We start from the raw sequence: 14,781 nt of genomic DNA, 5'->3' as shown, positions 1-14,781 counted from the left end.
CCCAAAAAAAACGCCCCCGATTACTCGGAGGCGTTTTCAAATCTAGCAAGAGAGCTAAAACTAGTCGAGGATTTCGGTTACCTGACCGGCACCTACCGTACGGCCACCCTCACGGATAGCGAAGCGAAGGCCTTTCTCCATTGCCACCTTGTTGATGAGCTCAACCGTGATGGTGATGTTGTCGCCGGGCATTACCATTTCAACGCCCTCGGGGAGGGTGATGATGCCGGTAACGTCGGTGGTACGCAGGTAAAACTGCGGACGGTAGTTGTTGAAGAAAGGAGTGTGGCGGCCGCCTTCCTCTTTCGAGAGTACGTATACCTCAGCCTTGAACTTCTGGTGGGGCTTCACCGAACCGGGCTTGCAAATAACCATGCCGCGACGGATGGCTTCTTTTTCAATACCACGGAGCAGCAGACCTACGTTGTCACCAGCTTCGCCACGGTCCAGGATTTTGCGGAACATTTCCACACCCGTTACCGTCGACTTCAAGCCTTCAGCACCCATGCCAAGGATGTCAACTTGCTCACCCGAGTTGATGATACCGCGCTCGATACGACCGGTAGCAACAGTGCCACGGCCAGTAATCGAGAACACGTCCTCTACAGGCATCAGGAAGGGCAGGTCGGTCAGACGAGCAGGAATCGGAATGAACGAATCAACTGCAGCCATCAGCTCGTTGATTTTGGGAACCCAGTTGGCATCGCCGTTCAGGCCGCCCAGAGCCGAGCCCTGGATAACCGGAATGTTGTCACCATCGAAGTTATAGAACGAAAGCAGTTCGCGGATTTCCATTTCCACAAGCTCAAGCAGCTCGGGGTCATCCACCATGTCCACTTTGTTCATGAACACCACCAGCTGGGGAACACCTACCTGACGGGCGAGCAGGATGTGCTCGCGGGTCTGGGGCATCGGGCCGTCGGTAGCAGCTACCACGAGGATAGCACCGTCCATTTGGGCGGCACCCGTTACCATGTTCTTCACATAGTCAGCGTGGCCGGGGCAGTCAACGTGTGCGTAGTGACGGTTAACCGTCGAGTACTCTACGTGAGCGGTGTTGATGGTGATACCACGCTCTTTTTCCTCGGGGGCGTTGTCAATCGAGGAGAAGTCGCGCTTTTCAGCCAGACCCTGGTTTGCCAGTACCATCGTGATGGCAGCGGTCAGGGTCGTCTTGCCGTGGTCAACGTGACCGATGGTGCCGATGTTTACGTGCGGCTTCGACCGGTCGAAATTTTCTTTAGCCATTGTAAAGAGTTGAGAAAAAAGAGGGAATTAAAAACTAAAAAGCAACTAAAAAAGGGCCTACACAAGAAAAGCGAAACCCAGCTTGGGCCAATTCAGGCTTGAGTGCTGCGTATCGCTTTTGATGGCTGACCCGGTCCTAACCTAGCGCAAAGATAGGTAGTTCCGTAACTGCTGAGCCATTTATGGGATTTGAACCCATGACCTCTTCCTTACCAAGGAAGTGCTCTACCACTGAGCTAAAACGGCTTAAAACGTATTCTAAAGTATTGACCGAGAGCGGGAGACGAGGTTCGAACCCGCGACCTGCAGCTTGGAAGGCTGCCGCTCTACCAGCTGAGCTACTCCCGCAGTTGGTCGAAAACTTTTTCAAATGTGGGGGTAACAGGACTCGAACCTATGAACCCGAAGGAGGTGAGTTACAGTCACCCGCAATTGCCGCTATGCGATACCCCCATTTGCTTTATTCTGGTCGTTTACCCGAATTGAGACGCAAAAGTACAGGTTTTTCGGGAAGATGCAAGCCTAGGGTAAGAAAAAGTTTCTCAATTCAGTCGCCTTCCTTAGCCCAATGCTTTGCTTGTTTGACGTAACAAATTGATTGCTACAGCAGACTGTAGTAGTTTTTTAAACGCTCGTCTTTTTCTTTTTCCTTGATATCACGCAACGTTTCTTTGAGAGCGGGCGTGCTAGGCACCAACGTGAGCAGCCCCCGGTAAGCACCTAGGCGCACAAAGTACTGCGGATGCGTGCGGGCCAACGTCTCCAAAGCCTTTACGCCCTTCTCGCGCTCGATGGCGGGCATCCGCACCATGAACGTGCCGAAAGACTGCAGATAGGTGTAGAGGTCGATGTCGCTGACGTCAGGCATCCGGCGCAGAAACCAACCGTATTGCTCTATAGTGCCGCCCTTGGCGTAGAAGTCAGCAATGGCTACCAAGAGTGCTGAACTGCCCGTGTTTTCGAGCTCCGCAATTTGCTGGTAAGATGTAGGCGTGGGTGACTTGGCAATGGCCGCCACGGCAGCGGCTTCCACTAGGTAGGAGCTGTCGCGGAGGCCCGCTTGGTAGACGGTTGCATAGTTCTCGCTGGCGAATGAGGACAGGGTGGTAATGGCCTGGGCGCGCACCGCGCTATTGGGGTCGGCGGTGGCAAAGTGCTGAATTTCGCTGCGCACCGCCGTAGGCGATGAGCCCCGGTAAGCGCGCAGGTGGTCGAGGGCTGTGCGGCGGATAGCGTAGAAATTATCCTGCAAGGCGTTGCGGTACATACCGCTCACGCCCACGTCGGCGGCTTTGTTATGCAGCAGTTCCAAAGGCTCGTAACGCTGCAGGTAATTGCGGGCGTGGTAGAATTGGAATACGAGCTCGTCTGAGGTCCGGTCTTCATCCAGCTGACCTAGCAACTGGGACTCGCCATCGAACTTCACCAAGCTGGGCCGGTCGGCGGCTAGAAAGGAGAACGTCTGGTCGGTTTTGGTGACGGTGATGCGGTGGTCGATGGCTTTCTCCTTCTGCCAGATGGTGACCGTGACGGGCAGGCGGTAGATTGGCTGGAATACAGTATCCTGCAGCTGCTGCACCCGTAGCAAGACCTGGCCATTAGTGTAAGAGTGGGTGACTTTTAGCTCTGGGTGGCCGCGCTGCATAAACCACTGGTCAAAAAACCAGGTGAGGTCTTCGCCAGTCGTTTCCTCAAAAGCGGTGCGCAGCTTGCTGATTTCGACGGCCGTGAATTTGTTCTTACTTAGGTAATGGTTCAGCGACGTAAAAAAGGCGTCGTCACCCACGTATTTGCGGAGCATGTGCAGCACCCGGCCGCCCTTCTCATACGAGTGGCGGTCAAACATATCCTCCTGGCTGGCATAATGGTAGCGAATTAGCGGCTCGCGCTTGTCGTTGGCCTCTTCTAAGTAGGCGGCTAGGTCGTGCTGCTGCACAAGGGCGGCTTGGTCGGCGCCGTACTTGTGCTCGGCCCAGAGGTACTGTGAGTAATTGGCGAAGCTTTCGTTAAGCGGTAGGTTGCTCCACGACTCGCAGGTTACTAGGTCACCAAACCAGTGGTGAAACAGCTCGTGCGCAATGGTCGATTCGGCGCCTTCGTACTGCGCATCGAGCAACTCGCGGGTGGTGGCCTGGATGGTGCTCCCGTGCACCGTGGCCGTGGTGTTTTCCATGGCGCCGCTCACGTAGTCGCGCACCGCAATCTGGGCGTATTTCTCCCACGGAAAATCGATACCTAGGCGCTTGGAATAAAATTCTAGCATCTCGGGCGTGCGGCCAAACACGGCCTTGGCAGTGTTCTTATACTGCGGCTCGACGTAGTAGTCGATGGCCTTGCCGTGCCACGTGTCGGACACCACCGCAAAGTCGCCCACGGCTAGCATGGTGAGGTAGGGCGCGGCGGGCAGCGTCTGACGCCAGGTATCGGTGCGGGTACCGTCGGTATTTTTACGAGAGGCCACCAGCAGGCCATTTGATAACGTCTTGTACTGGTTATCAACCGTCATCGAGATTTCCTGTGTCATCCGCTGGTTAGGATGGTCGATGGTCGGAAACCAGCAGGAGTTGGCCTGCGTCTCGCCCTGCGTCCATATTTGGCGCGGCTTCTTCGGGTCCTGCCCTAGGGGATTGATAAAGTACAGGCCCTTGTCGGAGGTGATGGCCGCGCTGCCGCCGCCTTGAGGCAGTTCATTGGGCTTGGCCACGTAGACAATGCGCACCTGATACGTCTGCTCGCGAGTGTAGGCGCGGTCGAGCGCGATGGTGAGTTGCGTCTTATCGTATTTATAGGTCAGGCTTTTATCACCCTTCTCCCCTACCAGCTGCACGGTTTTAATATCAAAACCTTTGGCATCCAGCACCACATTGCTTTGCGGGTAGAAGTGGGGCCGTAGCGTGAGCACGGCCGTACCTAGAAGGTGTTGCTTGGCCCAGTCGAAGCGCACATCGAGCTTCGTGTTCACTACGTCGCTGAGTAACGGGGCCGCTAGATGCGCGGGGGTTTCGGGCGGTAGCCACGAGGGCACCGTAATGCTGGCCGAGCTAGGAGCAGCCTCGGTAGTAGTTGCATTCTTCTTATCGGATACTTTGCTTTTGCTGCCCGTAGCTTGGCCAGCTACCGTGAAACTTGCTAGCCAAAGCCACAGAAAATTAACACCAAACGTATGTTTCATATAAATAACGAGAGCGGAAACGCAGTAGCAAGTTCTGCATGAAACGGCGATTTAACTTACCTTTAACCCCGCTTCGGCTCACTTGGCCGGTTTCTATATGCTCCAACTCAGCATTGGCCCGGCTCATAGCTGGGAGGTAGACTTTCGCGCTACTGACTCCATTATCCTTAATGGCCAACCTTTTGCCTGGGATATAGTGGCTCTGGGGGGCGGCCGTTACCACGTGCTGCACAAGGGCAAGTCGTACACGGCCGAGCTGCTGGCCGCTGACTACGAAGCCAAAACATTTGTGCTGCGGCTCAATGGCCAGCGCATCGAGCTGCAGGCCAAGGACCGGTTTGACCGCTTGCTCGACCAGATGGGCCTCAGCAACGCTGCCGCCGCCAAGGTCAATGAGCTAAAGGCGCCCATGCCTGGCCTCATCGTCGATATCCGGGTGCAGCCCGGCCAAGCCGTGCAGAAAGGCGACCCGCTGCTGGTGCTGGAAGCCATGAAAATGGAGAACATCCTGAAAGCGCCTGCCGATGGCGTGGTTAGTAGTGTAAAAGTGGAGCTGCGCGCCAACGTGCAGAAAGGCCAGGTGCTGGTGCAGTTCACCTAGCTGGCCCTACCAACCTAAAACGCGGTCCGAAGCTACTTAGCGAGCTTTAGAGCCCCGCGCCTCTTTCGAAGAATCAGACTTATTTACTAAAGCCCTAACCATTTCTTTCGCTTTGACTTACAAACGAATTCTCCTCAAGCTCAGCGGCGAGGCCCTGATGGGCCAGCAGCAGTACGGCATCGACGCAGAGCGCCTCATGCAATACGCCACCGAGATAAAAACCGTCGCCAGCAAAGGGGTAGAGGTAGCCATCGTAATTGGAGGGGGTAATATTTTCCGCGGGGTGCAGGCCGCAGCCTTCGGGCTCGACCGGGTGCAGGGCGACTACATGGGCATGCTGGCCACGGTTATCAACTCGATGGCCCTGCAAAGCGCCCTCGAAAAGATTGATGTGAGCACCCGCCTGCTGTCGGGCCTCACCATCCAGCAGGTGTGCGAGCCATACATCCGCCGACGGGCTGTGCGGCACCTCGAGAAAGGCCGGGTGGTTATTTTTGGCGCGGGCATTGGCTCGCCTTATTTCACCACCGATTCGGCTGCTTCGCTGCGCGCCATCGAGATTGAAGCTGATGTGGTACTGAAAGGCACCCGCGTAGACGGCATCTATACCGCCGACCCCGAGAAGGACCCCAACGCCACCAAGTTTAACGAGATTTCGTTTAACGAAGTGATTGAGAAAAACCTGAATGTCATGGACATGACGGCTTTCACGCTTTGCAAGGAAAATAACCTGCCCATAATTGTGTTCGACATGAACACCGAAGGCAACCTAGAGCGCCTCCTCGGTGGTGAGCCGCTGGGCACGCTGGTAAACAGTAGTGGGAAAAGCGACCGCTAGGTAGAAAGCAGGCGCTTGCAGTGGCCCGCAGGATGCGCATCTTGCGGGCCGCTTCTCAGTTACCGGGCACCCACCAGCCAACTTTAAAACTCAACTTTCCAGCAAATGGACGAAGAAATTCAATTTTACCTGACCGACGCCGAAGAATCGATGGGCAAGGCCGTGGCGCACATAAGCGTGGAAATGGCCCGCATCCGAGCCGGCAGGGCCTCACCGGCCATGCTCGACAGCCTGAAAGTTGACTATTACGGCACACCTACTCCGCTCTCGCAGGTAGCCAACGTATCGGCCCCCGATGCGCGCTCGTTGCACATCAAGCCGTGGGAGAAAAACATGGTGGCTGAAATCGTGAAGGCTATCAGAAACAGTGACCTAGGGCTCAACCCGATGTCAGATGCAGATGGCGTGCGGCTCAATATCCCGCCCATGACGGAGGAGCGCCGCCGCGACCTCGTAAAGCAAGCCAAAAACGAGTCGGAAGCCGGTAAGGTGCGCGTACGGGCCATCCGTAAAGACGTAAACGAGGCCCTGCGCAAGCTGCAAAAAGATGGCGCGGCCGAAGACGCCGTTAAGGACGCCGAAGCCAAAGTGCAGAGATATACCGACGCCCACATCGTGGAAGTTGAAAAACTACTGGCCAAAAAGGAATTGGAGATTATGACCGTCTGAGGTATTACCACTAAAAAAAGGGTCGGCTCCGCACGGAACCGACCCTTTTTTTAGTGATAATACCTTTTGGCTATAATTTCTTGCTCTACCGCGGGCGGCACCAAGTAGCGAATGCTTTGGCCGGCTTGAACGCTAGCCCTAATAAAAGTGGCCGAAACATCCAGCAGAGGTGCTTTGACGACTTGCGCGCGGGGGAAGCCTCCTAGGTCAGGCAAAGTGGTGCCGGGCCGCGGATACACGTACAAATCAAACTCCTGCACTAGCCGGTCGGCGGCCCGCCAGCGCGGCAAACCTGCGAGGTTATCGGCGCCCATCAGCAGCACGAAGCTGTAGCTGGGGTAGCGCTCGCGCAGGGCGTCAAGGGTAGCAATAGTGTAGCTGGGGCGCGGTAGACTAAGCTCGATATCCTCAGCGCGCAGGTGCGGGTTATCGGCCACGGCGAGCCGTAGTAACGCCAGGCGCTCAGTATCGGGCAGCAACTCCTCCCCTACTTTAAAAGGACTTTGCGGCGACACTACCAGCCACACTTCGGCTAAGTCGGTGCGCGTCGCGAAATACTCAGCCAGAATCAGATGCCCTAGGTGCACCGGGTTGAACGAGCCAAACAACAGCCCTATTCGCTTGGCAGCACCGGGCTGACTCATACTGCTTCGGGCGCGGCCGAGATGAAGCTGCGCACCAGATGCTCGGCGTGCGCCACAGCTTCTTCTAGGTCGTCGTTGACCACGACCTCGTCGAATTTATCTTCAAAGGCCAGCTCAAACGTAGCCTTGTACACACGCGAAGAAATACTGGAAGTGGAGTCCGTAGCCCGCGCCGTCAGGCGTTGCGCCAGGGCTTCGATGGACGGCGGGCGCACAAAAATAGCCAGCGCCCGGTCTTTATAAAATTCCTTGATACTCAGCCCGCCTTTGACATCAACGTCAAGGATGGCGTGCTTACCTAGGGACCAGATGCGCTCGACTTCCGACTTGAGCGTACCGTAGAACGCGCCTTCGTAGACTTCCTCCCACTCCACAAACTCGTCGTGGCGGATTTTATCTTGAAAGTCAGCCACCGAGATGAAGTGGTAGTCCTTGCCATTTACCTCGGCCCGGCCCCGCCGGTCGCGGGTACAGGCCGAGATAGAAAAGCTAAGGTCTGGCAGCGACTTCATGAGTCGGTGCACGATGGTCGTTTTGCCAGCACCCGAAGGCGCCGAGAATACAATGATTTTGCCCTGCATAGGGCTGCAAAGCTAGGCCATTTCGGCGTGCAAGCGCGCCATGATGGCGTGCGGCAAGGCCGAAGGAGCAGTTTTATTGTTCACTTTCTGCTTGAGAAAGCCAATAAACACTTGCTGTTTCTTAATATCCTCGAAGCACGGCGAGCAATCGTCGGCGTGGTTGATGAGGTAATCCCCATCCTCTTCGGCGAGCACCCGGCCCTCCAAAAGCTGGTCTAATACAATGTTCACGCGGTCGCAGTCGGCGCCGTTGTCGAGGGTAGCGGCAAGGGGGGCCAACAGATTGGTTGTAGTAGCGGTAGCTTCCATGAGGGATAAGGAGGGGGGTAAGAGGGTGAAAAATACGGCCGTAGACTTATTCGTCGTCTTCGTCCTTGTCGGCGGCATCAACGGCAGCATCTACGGCTTCGTTCCCGTAGCCCATCGAGGAGGCGTATTTTTCGAGCTTATCCTTGAGGAAATTACGTGCCCGGTGCAAGCGCGAGCGCACCGTTCCAATAGGAATATCCAATACCTTCGCCATCTCCTCGTAGGTAAAACCTTCGAGGTCGCACAAAATGATAACTGTCCGAAAATCAACGGGCAGCGAATTCAGCGCGCTCGCAACTTCATCCCCAATAAGGTCGCGGGTCGACTGCTGGCGCATGTCGGATGAAGTACCGGTTTCGGCGTCGCCCTCTACTTCATCGGGGTTGTAATATCCTTCAACCTCGCTGTAATCAACTTTGGCGGGCTGCTTGCTTTTCTTGCGAAAATCGTTGATAAACGAGTTTTTCAGAATGCGGAAGAGCCACGCTTTAGCGTTAGTGCCCGGTTCGAAGTATTCGAAAAATCGGTAGGCCTTGAGATAGGTCTCCTGCACGAGGTCGTTGGCATCATCCTCGTCGAGGGTGAGGCGGTAGGCGAAGTTGTAGAGCGGGTCGAGCACCGGCATCAACTCGGCCTGGAAGCGCCGGTCCTTTTCTTCTTTGCTCAGCTTTACCCGTTCGGGAGAGTCGCTCATGGTAGGTGTGTTGGGCAGAATGATAGAAGCCGACTGCTTGAAAAACAGCCCGGCACCAGGCAAAAATAGTGATGGCGAATAGTGGCCTACGTAGTAGGCCAGGGTGGTTTATGTGCTTTACCTCGCTTCGCAACTCTCTACCAAAACTTAACTGGCTTGTGGCCAATCAACAGTTCTGGTAACACTAGCAACAAGGCAGGTACTGCGTGCGCTAAGCACAAACTGCCGTAGGTACGGATTTTAGCGCCGTGCGGGTTGCACTAGCGCCCGTGCTTGCTTACCGAAATGCTAACTGCCTACCCCCGCTCAGGGTTATGGCTGCTGAGCTTGCTGCGCGCTGGGCAGCGGCTGCCAGGCGACCACGCGGGCGGCCACCGCCGCCGCCGCTATGGCCTTAATGCAAGTGCACTGCGCCGGCTGCGCCCGGCAATCCTGGCAATCGGGCCGGTCAAACACGAGGTATTCGGCGTGCGGGCCCAGCGGCCCCCAGCGCCCAGGGTGCATGGGCCGGATGGGCGGGTACAGCCCTAGAGCATGGCGCCCCAGTGCGGCGGCCAGGTGCAGCGGGCCGGTGCTACCGGCCACCAGTCCATCGGCAGCGGCGATAAAGGCAATAAAATCGGGCAATGCAAACTCGCCGGTGAGGTCGGCCGCGAGGTAGGTTTTATAGTCTCTTAGCCAATTAACCGCGGCTAACTCCGCGCCCTCATCCGCTGTGCCACTAACGAAAACCCGGTGCCCGGCCGCATGCAGCTGCCGCGCCAATTCGCCATAATTTGATAGGCCCCACTCGCGGGCGCTGCCCCGGCTACGCGGGTGCAGAATAATATTGAGCTGGCCGGGCTGCCGGGCCGCGAGCAGCGCCCGCCAGCGGTCGGCGAGCGGCATGGCCGGCACGAGGCGCGCGAAGTCAGCCACTTCGGCCAGCGGCGGCGTGGCGGCGTACCCTAGGGGCGCCAGCAGCTGCAAATTGAGCTGGGCCTCGTGCAGCGGCGAGTGGCGGCGGCTCAGGGCCACCAGCCGGTTGCAGGTGAGCCAGTGAAAAAGCCGGTTGCGGGTGCCGATGCGGACCGGAATCCTCGCTTCTTTACCTAGGCGCGCCAGCAGCTTATTGGGGAAAACGTGGATGATGGCGGCGGCCGCATAGTTGCGAAGCTGGGCTAGCAAAGGCGCGGCAGCCAACTTCCCTATTTCCACCCGCGTGTCCAATTCCAGAAACTCATCGACCCAGGGGCAGGCCGCGGCCACGGCGGCCGTGTAGCTGCGCCCGATGAGCACCACCCGGCAGCCCGGAAACAGCTGCTTGAGCACGCCGCACACGGGCAGAGTCAGCACCACGTCGCCGATGGCATCGGTACGCGAGACGAGAAAGGTAGGGCTCATGCGGGGGGTGCGTTTTGAGTACCAGTTTTCAGCTTGGCAAATTTTAAGAACACGCCGGCCGCCGAAATAACGGCGATGCTCAACCCCGCGAACCCATCCAGAAAGCCCAGCCGAAATACGTAGCCGTGCCAAAATTTCCAGAGCGGCTTCAGCACCAGGTGGAAGAGCGTAACCTGCGTTTTACCCTTCAGAGCCTGCTCCTGCGCCGTGATGCTGGTAAACTTGTTGAGCTGCGCCACGTGCTGCGCGATGGAATGGTAGGAATAGTGTAGCGCATTGCCCCGCAGCTGCCCCGTGCTGTGGCTAGGCTGCACCTCGTAGTGCTCGTGCAGCAGCAGGCCCTCCCAGCGCCCTAGGCGCCGGTCGTAGAGGCGCAGCTTGCGGTCGGGGTACCAGCCGCCGTGGCGCACCCACTGGCCGCAATAGTTGGTGAGGCGCGCCAGCGAATACGCGGCGTGCTGCCAGTTATTTTTCGCTTCGCAGATGCTCTGGCGCAGTTCATCGGTGAGCACTTCGTCGGCATCGAGCTGCAATACGTGGTTGAACCTAGCCTGGCTGGTAGCGAAGTTTTTTTGCTCGACGTAGCCCGCAAAGGTGTTTTGCACTACCCGCGCGCCGTGCTGCCGGCAAATAGCAACGGTGCGGTCGGTGGAGAACGAGTCTACCACCAGCACTTCGTCGGCCACGTCACCCAGCGCGCCTAGGCAGCGGGCGATATTGGCTTCCTCATTAAAGGTGATGACGACGACGGAGAGGCGAACGATGGCCATAGGGGGCAAATATCCGGGGTTTTGCTGATGAGCCCGCCTAGAGCAGCTTTTTACGCTGCAAAACATCTCAGCAGCAAAGGCGTCATTTTACGTATCACCCGCCACGCGCTCATCAACATCTATTCTAATGCCTGACCTACAAGACAAAATTATCCTCGTCACCGGTGGTACCTCCGGTATTGGCGAGGTTACCGCCCGCGAACTGGCCCGCCAAGGGGCGCACGTCATTATCCTAGCCCGCAACCGCGACAAGGCCGCGCGTACCCAACGCGATATCAAAAATGCCACCGGCAACGACCGGGTCGATACAGTGCTGGCTGACCTCTCGGTGATGCAGCAGGTGCGCGACGTGGCCGCCGAGCTGCACGCCAAATATCCGCGCCTCGATGTACTCGTGAACAACGCCGGCCTCATGTTCGGCGCCGAGCGCGAGGTATCAGCCGATGGCTACGAGATGACCCTGGCCACCAACCACCTAGGGCCGTTTTTGCTCACCAGCTTGCTGCTCGACCTGCTGCAAAAAAGCCCGGCCGCCCGCATCGTGAACGTGGCTTCGATGGCCTATCGCTTTTCCAAGCCGACGCTCGACGACCTGCAATCAGAGCGCAGCTACAGCCCCATCTGGGAGTACGGCACCACCAAGCTCTGGAACATCATGTTTACGCAGGAGCTGGCGCAGCGGCTCCGGGCCCACGGCATTACCAACATCACAACCAACTCGCTGCACCCGGGGGCCGTGGCCACGGGCTACGGCAAGCAGTCGGGCGGCTGGCTGTCGGCGGTGCTCAATCTGGCGCGGCCCTTCATGATTTCGCCCGAGCAAGGGGCTGAAACCAGTATTTTCTTGGCTACCGATGCCAAAGTAGGCACTATCAGCGGTGGCTACTTTAGCAAGAAAAAACCCGAGCCCGTGAAAAGCAGCTTCAACACGCCCGCTAATAACCGCCGGCTTTGGGAGCTGAGCGAGCAACTGACCAATACGCAGTTCCTCGATTAGCTTGTAGCCCTTTGCCCCAAAAAGCCCCGCTTCTGCCTAGGTTGGCAAAAGCGGGGCTTTTTGGGGTAAAGGGCTAGCCGATTTACTGACCCACGATGGTTGACTTCAGCGGAGCCAGAATATTTACTACCTCGGTCTGCTGAGCAGTAGGTACACCCTTGCTGACCATTGCCTTACCTAGCTCGGCTACTAGGGCATTGAACTCTACTTCCGTGATGTTCATACCCCGGTGGGCGGCGGGCATCGACAGGCCTTTGTAGGCCAGTGGGCCACCGGCCGCCTCCCCTATCTGGTCGATAAGGTGGTTTCGCAACGAGGCCACCCGGTAAGAATCGCCCGATTGCACCAGCGGGTTGAAAGTGCGCTTGAGCTTCGAGTTGGAGGTCATCGTTTCGGCTACTACGTTGGTAATAAACTGGTCTACCACGGCCGATACACCGGGCAGCCCGCCCAGCCGCTCGTAGAGCGAAGTGGCCGCCACCGGCGCTTCCGCATTTTTTTACAGGCCCCTAGGGTGCCCAGCAGCGTTGTTGCCAGTAGCAGGGTCAGCGAAAATTTGCGAGTAAGAGTAAGCATGAGTATGAAAAAAGGTGAGCAGGAGGCACAAGCAGGCCGCCTGAAATATTATTAGTAATCAAATAGTTATGAAAAATCGCCGCAGATTAAGGGCAAAGCGCAGCCGTTCTAGCGCGGTGATGTAGCCCTGCGGCACCGGGCACTGCGGGCCCACCACGGGCGTGGGCGGCGCCACGTATTCCCGCACCCGAAAAGAATGAGCCACTATTTGCCGCACCTGGGTCGGCGTTACTACGTCGGGGTGGTAGGTGAAGGCCACCGCGTGGGCGTCGGCGCTTATTGTGCAGGCCGTGATGCCCGGCAGCTTGGCCAACTGTGTTTGCAGCGCCGTGGCCTGGGCACCGGGCTGTACCCCCGATACTTGCAAGGCCCCTACCCCAACGGGCATTGGGTAATCGTGTAAGTTGGGCTCTTGCCAGTTGGCCCAGAGCAGTAGGCCGCCCAGGCCGCCCGTGGCCAGCCACCCCCACGAGCGGCGACGCATAAAACTAAACTTCGGCATGACGCAGGACACTGAATAGCGTAGCAAACGCAACATCTACGGCCAAGTCTATTTTATTGAATTTACCTAGGATTACTTTTCTATCGGATGCCAAGCAATATCTTATATTTTATCTGAATAATCTAACCTGAGGCCATTTTCACGGCTACTATCACTTCCCTGCCTACCTACTCAGAAATTGAATTTAATTACTTTAGAATACCACTTGCTTGATGTGGTGGGCATAGCTCAAGGCTTGGCGCATTGCGCTGGCAGGTACTTACGGCCTAAAACACAAAAGCCCAGCCACCTAGGTGGCTGGGCTTTTGTGTTTAGCCTACGCGCAACGGCGTGAAGCTTAGTAGCGGTATAGGTCCGACTTAAACGGGCCTTCTACTGGTACCTTGATGTAATCGGCCTGCTTGGGCGTCAGCTCGTCGAGCTCCACGCCAATCTTGGCGAGGTGCAGGCGGGCCACCTTCTCATCGAGGTGCTTAGGCAGGGTGTACACCTGGTTTTCGTACTTGTCGGCATCCTTCCAAAGCTCCAGCTGGGCCAGTACTTGGTTGGTAAACGAGGCCGACATCACGAACGAAGGGTGGCCCGTGGCGCAACCTAGGTTTACCAACCGGCCTTCGGCCAGGATGATAACCTCTTTGCCATCAATGTTGTAAAGGTCAACCTGCGGCTTCACCGTGTCCTTCGTGTGGCCGTAGTTTTTGTTGAGCCACGCCATGTCGATTTCATCGTCGAAGTGGCCGATGTTGCAGACGATGGCCTTGTCCTTGAGGGCACGGAAATGCTCTTCGCGGATAATGTCGCAGTTGCCGGTAGTGGTGATGACGATGTCGGCGCGCGGAATGGCATCCCCCATCTTCTTCACCTCGTAGCTATCCATGGCCGCTTGCAGGGCGCAGATGGGGTCGATTTCGGTGACGATAACGCGGGCACCGGCGCCGCGCAGCGAGGCGGCGGTGCCTTTTCCTACGTCGCCGTAGCCAGCTACTACGGCCACTTTGCCGGCCATCATCACGTCGGTAGCCCGGCGGATAGCGTCTACAGCCGACTCTTTGCAACCGTACTTGTTGTCAAACTTCGACTTGGTTACCGAGTCGTTGATATTGAAGGCGGGGAAGGGCAGCGAGCCCACTTTCACGCGCTCCAGCAGGCGCAGCACACCGGTCGTAGTCTCTTCCGACACGCCACGGATGCCAGCAGCCATCTCGGGAAACTGATTGAGCACCATGTTGGTGAGGTCACCACCATCGTCCAGAATCATGTTCAGCGGCTGGCGGTCTTCGCCAAAGAATAGCGTCTGCTCGATGCACCAGTTAAATTCTTCTTCCGTCATACCCTTCCAGGCATATACCGCAGTGCCAGCGGCAGCGATGGCGGCCGCGGCGTGGTCCTGGGTCGAGAAGATATTACACGACGACCACGTAACATCAGCACCCAGCGCTTGCAGGGTCTCGATGAGCACGGCGGTCTGGATGGTCATGTGCAGGCAGCCCGCGATGCGCGCCCCCTTGAAGGGCTGGCTAGGGCCGAATTCGGCACGTAGCGACATCAGGCCCGGCATTTCGGCTTCGGCCAGTCGGATTTCCTTGCGGCCCCACTCGGCCAGGCTCATGTCCTTTACTTTATACGGAGCGTATGTTGTGGGCTTAGTTTCCACCATGATGCTAGGCAAATTAGGGTTATAGCTTTCTAACCACAAAGATAGAACTTTGTTGGCAGAATAGCAGCCCTATATTTGTACGTTATGACGGTAAGATATCTTTTAGAAAAGCGCTCAACTCGCTGGCTTACACCGCTGGT

15 protein-coding genes and 3 tRNA genes are annotated in these 14,781 nt (G+C 57.1%); 4 read left to right on the top strand and 14 right to left on the bottom strand.

Annotation, left to right across the window (positions count from 1 at the left end; all coding sequences use genetic code 11):
• Positions 1 to 60: 60 nt before the first annotated feature.
• The 5 genes from tuf to ACFSDX_RS02680 form a co-directional block, all read right to left on the bottom strand.
• The gene (gene tuf / locus ACFSDX_RS02700; RefSeq protein WP_382311658.1) at positions 61 to 1,248 is read right to left on the bottom strand and encodes an elongation factor Tu; all 1,188 of its coding nucleotides are present in this window, start codon (positions 1,246 to 1,248) and stop codon (positions 61 to 63) included.
• Positions 1,249 to 1,422: 174 nt separating this feature from the next.
• Positions 1,423 to 1,494, bottom strand: a tRNA-Thr gene (locus ACFSDX_RS02695).
• 29 nt (positions 1,495 to 1,523) lie between these two features.
• Positions 1,524 to 1,596: transfer RNA gene (locus ACFSDX_RS02690), tRNA-Gly, on the bottom strand.
• A 25-nt stretch (positions 1,597 to 1,621) separates the two neighbouring features.
• Positions 1,622 to 1,701 (bottom strand) — tRNA-Tyr (locus ACFSDX_RS02685).
• A 148-nt stretch (positions 1,702 to 1,849) separates the two neighbouring features.
• Positions 1,850 to 4,420 carry a M1 family metallopeptidase gene (locus ACFSDX_RS02680; RefSeq protein WP_382311657.1) on the bottom strand — a complete coding sequence of 857 codons (2,571 nt, stop codon included), beginning with the start codon at positions 4,418 to 4,420 and terminating at the stop codon, positions 1,850 to 1,852.
• Between the two features lie 97 nt (positions 4,421 to 4,517).
• On the opposite strand from ACFSDX_RS02680, the gene ACFSDX_RS02675 reads away from it, so the two are divergent.
• From ACFSDX_RS02675 to frr, 3 genes are all read left to right on the top strand, one after another.
• Positions 4,518 to 5,021 (top strand): acyl-CoA carboxylase biotin carboxyl carrier protein subunit, encoded by a 504-nt coding sequence (locus ACFSDX_RS02675; RefSeq protein WP_382311656.1) that lies wholly within the window; start codon positions 4,518 to 4,520, stop codon positions 5,019 to 5,021.
• A gap of 112 nt (positions 5,022 to 5,133) precedes the next feature.
• On the top strand, positions 5,134 to 5,859 hold the full coding sequence (gene pyrH, locus ACFSDX_RS02670; RefSeq protein ID WP_382311655.1) for a UMP kinase: 726 nt from the start codon (positions 5,134 to 5,136) through the stop codon (positions 5,857 to 5,859).
• 105 nt (positions 5,860 to 5,964) lie between these two features.
• Positions 5,965 to 6,528, top strand: a complete 564-nt coding sequence (gene frr / locus ACFSDX_RS02665) for a ribosome recycling factor (protein ID WP_382311654.1) — start codon at positions 5,965 to 5,967, stop codon at positions 6,526 to 6,528.
• A gap of 50 nt (positions 6,529 to 6,578) precedes the next feature.
• Here the strand turns inward: frr and nadD are convergent, their stop codons facing one another.
• The 6 genes from nadD to ACFSDX_RS02635 all read right to left on the bottom strand — a co-directional run bounded on the left by nadD (position 6,579) and on the right by ACFSDX_RS02635 (position 10,909).
• On the bottom strand, positions 6,579 to 7,172 hold the full coding sequence (nadD, locus tag ACFSDX_RS02660; RefSeq protein ID WP_382311653.1) for a nicotinate (nicotinamide) nucleotide adenylyltransferase: 594 nt from the start codon (positions 7,170 to 7,172) through the stop codon (positions 6,579 to 6,581).
• Entirely contained in the window at positions 7,169 to 7,753 is a 585-nt protein-coding gene (gmk, locus tag ACFSDX_RS02655; protein WP_382311652.1) for a guanylate kinase, read from the bottom strand. Before gmk ends, nadD begins: the two co-directional genes overlap by 4 nt.
• A gap of 12 nt (positions 7,754 to 7,765) precedes the next feature.
• Positions 7,766 to 8,062 (bottom strand): hypothetical protein, encoded by a 297-nt coding sequence (locus ACFSDX_RS02650; RefSeq protein WP_382311651.1) that lies wholly within the window; start codon positions 8,060 to 8,062, stop codon positions 7,766 to 7,768.
• A gap of 46 nt (positions 8,063 to 8,108) precedes the next feature.
• The gene (locus tag ACFSDX_RS02645; RefSeq protein ID WP_382312315.1) at positions 8,109 to 8,756 is read right to left on the bottom strand and encodes a sigma-70 family RNA polymerase sigma factor; all 648 of its coding nucleotides are present in this window, start codon (positions 8,754 to 8,756) and stop codon (positions 8,109 to 8,111) included.
• A gap of 312 nt (positions 8,757 to 9,068) precedes the next feature.
• Positions 9,069 to 10,139: a glycosyltransferase family 9 protein gene (locus ACFSDX_RS02640; RefSeq protein WP_382311650.1), complete on the bottom strand. Its 1,071-nt coding sequence runs from the start codon at positions 10,137 to 10,139 to the stop codon at positions 9,069 to 9,071.
• Entirely contained in the window at positions 10,136 to 10,909 is a 774-nt protein-coding gene (locus tag ACFSDX_RS02635) for a glycosyltransferase family 2 protein (protein WP_382311649.1), read from the bottom strand. The genes ACFSDX_RS02640 and ACFSDX_RS02635 overlap by 4 nt, the downstream gene beginning before the upstream one ends.
• Before the next feature lie 127 nt (positions 10,910 to 11,036).
• On the opposite strand from ACFSDX_RS02635, the gene ACFSDX_RS02630 reads away from it, so the two are divergent.
• Positions 11,037 to 11,906: an SDR family oxidoreductase gene (locus ACFSDX_RS02630; RefSeq protein WP_382311648.1), complete on the top strand. Its 870-nt coding sequence runs from the start codon at positions 11,037 to 11,039 to the stop codon at positions 11,904 to 11,906.
• Between the two features lie 82 nt (positions 11,907 to 11,988).
• Here ACFSDX_RS02630 and ACFSDX_RS02625 read toward each other — a convergent pair whose 3' ends face one another.
• From ACFSDX_RS02625 to ahcY, 3 genes are all read right to left on the bottom strand, one after another.
• On the bottom strand, positions 11,989 to 12,387 hold the full coding sequence (locus ACFSDX_RS02625; protein WP_382311647.1) for a group I truncated hemoglobin: 399 nt from the start codon (positions 12,385 to 12,387) through the stop codon (positions 11,989 to 11,991).
• Positions 12,388 to 12,540: 153 nt separating this feature from the next.
• Positions 12,541 to 12,966, bottom strand: coding sequence for a hypothetical protein (locus ACFSDX_RS02620; protein ID WP_382311646.1), 426 nt, complete (start codon positions 12,964 to 12,966; stop codon positions 12,541 to 12,543).
• 355 nt (positions 12,967 to 13,321) lie between these two features.
• The gene (ahcY, locus tag ACFSDX_RS02615; protein ID WP_382311645.1) at positions 13,322 to 14,641 is read right to left on the bottom strand and encodes an adenosylhomocysteinase; all 1,320 of its coding nucleotides are present in this window, start codon (positions 14,639 to 14,641) and stop codon (positions 13,322 to 13,324) included.
• Positions 14,642 to 14,781 lie beyond the last annotated feature (140 nt).

The sequence above is a fragment of the Hymenobacter bucti genome (assembly GCF_042681145.1).
GTDB classification, from domain to species: Bacteria; Bacteroidota; Bacteroidia; order Cytophagales; family Hymenobacteraceae; genus Hymenobacter; species Hymenobacter bucti.
The sequence above is the reverse complement of the archived record's forward strand: the minus strand, read 5'-3'. Positions and strand labels throughout refer to the sequence as shown.

Coding starts and splice junctions, on each gene's coding strand:
- tuf (WP_382311658.1), bottom strand. CDS start 1,248: ATGGCTAAAGAAAATTTCGACCGGTCGAAGCCGCACGTAAACATCGGC.
- ACFSDX_RS02680 (WP_382311657.1), bottom strand. CDS start 4,420: ATGAAACATACGTTTGGTGTTAATTTTCTGTGGCTTTGGCTAGCAAGT.
- ACFSDX_RS02675 (WP_382311656.1), top strand. CDS start 4,518: ATGCTCCAACTCAGCATTGGCCCGGCTCATAGCTGGGAGGTAGACTTT.
- frr (WP_382311654.1), top strand. CDS start 5,965: ATGGACGAAGAAATTCAATTTTACCTGACCGACGCCGAAGAATCGATG.
- nadD (WP_382311653.1), bottom strand. CDS start 7,172: ATGAGTCAGCCCGGTGCTGCCAAGCGAATAGGGCTGTTGTTTGGCTCG.
- gmk (WP_382311652.1), bottom strand. CDS start 7,753: ATGCAGGGCAAAATCATTGTATTCTCGGCGCCTTCGGGTGCTGGCAAA.
- ACFSDX_RS02650 (WP_382311651.1), bottom strand. CDS start 8,062: ATGGAAGCTACCGCTACTACAACCAATCTGTTGGCCCCCCTTGCCGCT.
- ACFSDX_RS02645 (WP_382312315.1), bottom strand. CDS start 8,756: ATGAGCGACTCTCCCGAACGGGTAAAGCTGAGCAAAGAAGAAAAGGAC.
- ACFSDX_RS02640 (WP_382311650.1), bottom strand. CDS start 10,139: ATGAGCCCTACCTTTCTCGTCTCGCGTACCGATGCCATCGGCGACGTG.
- ACFSDX_RS02635 (WP_382311649.1), bottom strand. CDS start 10,909: ATGGCCATCGTTCGCCTCTCCGTCGTCGTCATCACCTTTAATGAGGAA.
- ACFSDX_RS02630 (WP_382311648.1), top strand. CDS start 11,037: ATGCCTGACCTACAAGACAAAATTATCCTCGTCACCGGTGGTACCTCC.
- ACFSDX_RS02620 (WP_382311646.1), bottom strand. CDS start 12,966: ATGCGTCGCCGCTCGTGGGGGTGGCTGGCCACGGGCGGCCTGGGCGGC.
- ahcY (WP_382311645.1), bottom strand. CDS start 14,641: ATGGTGGAAACTAAGCCCACAACATACGCTCCGTATAAAGTAAAGGAC.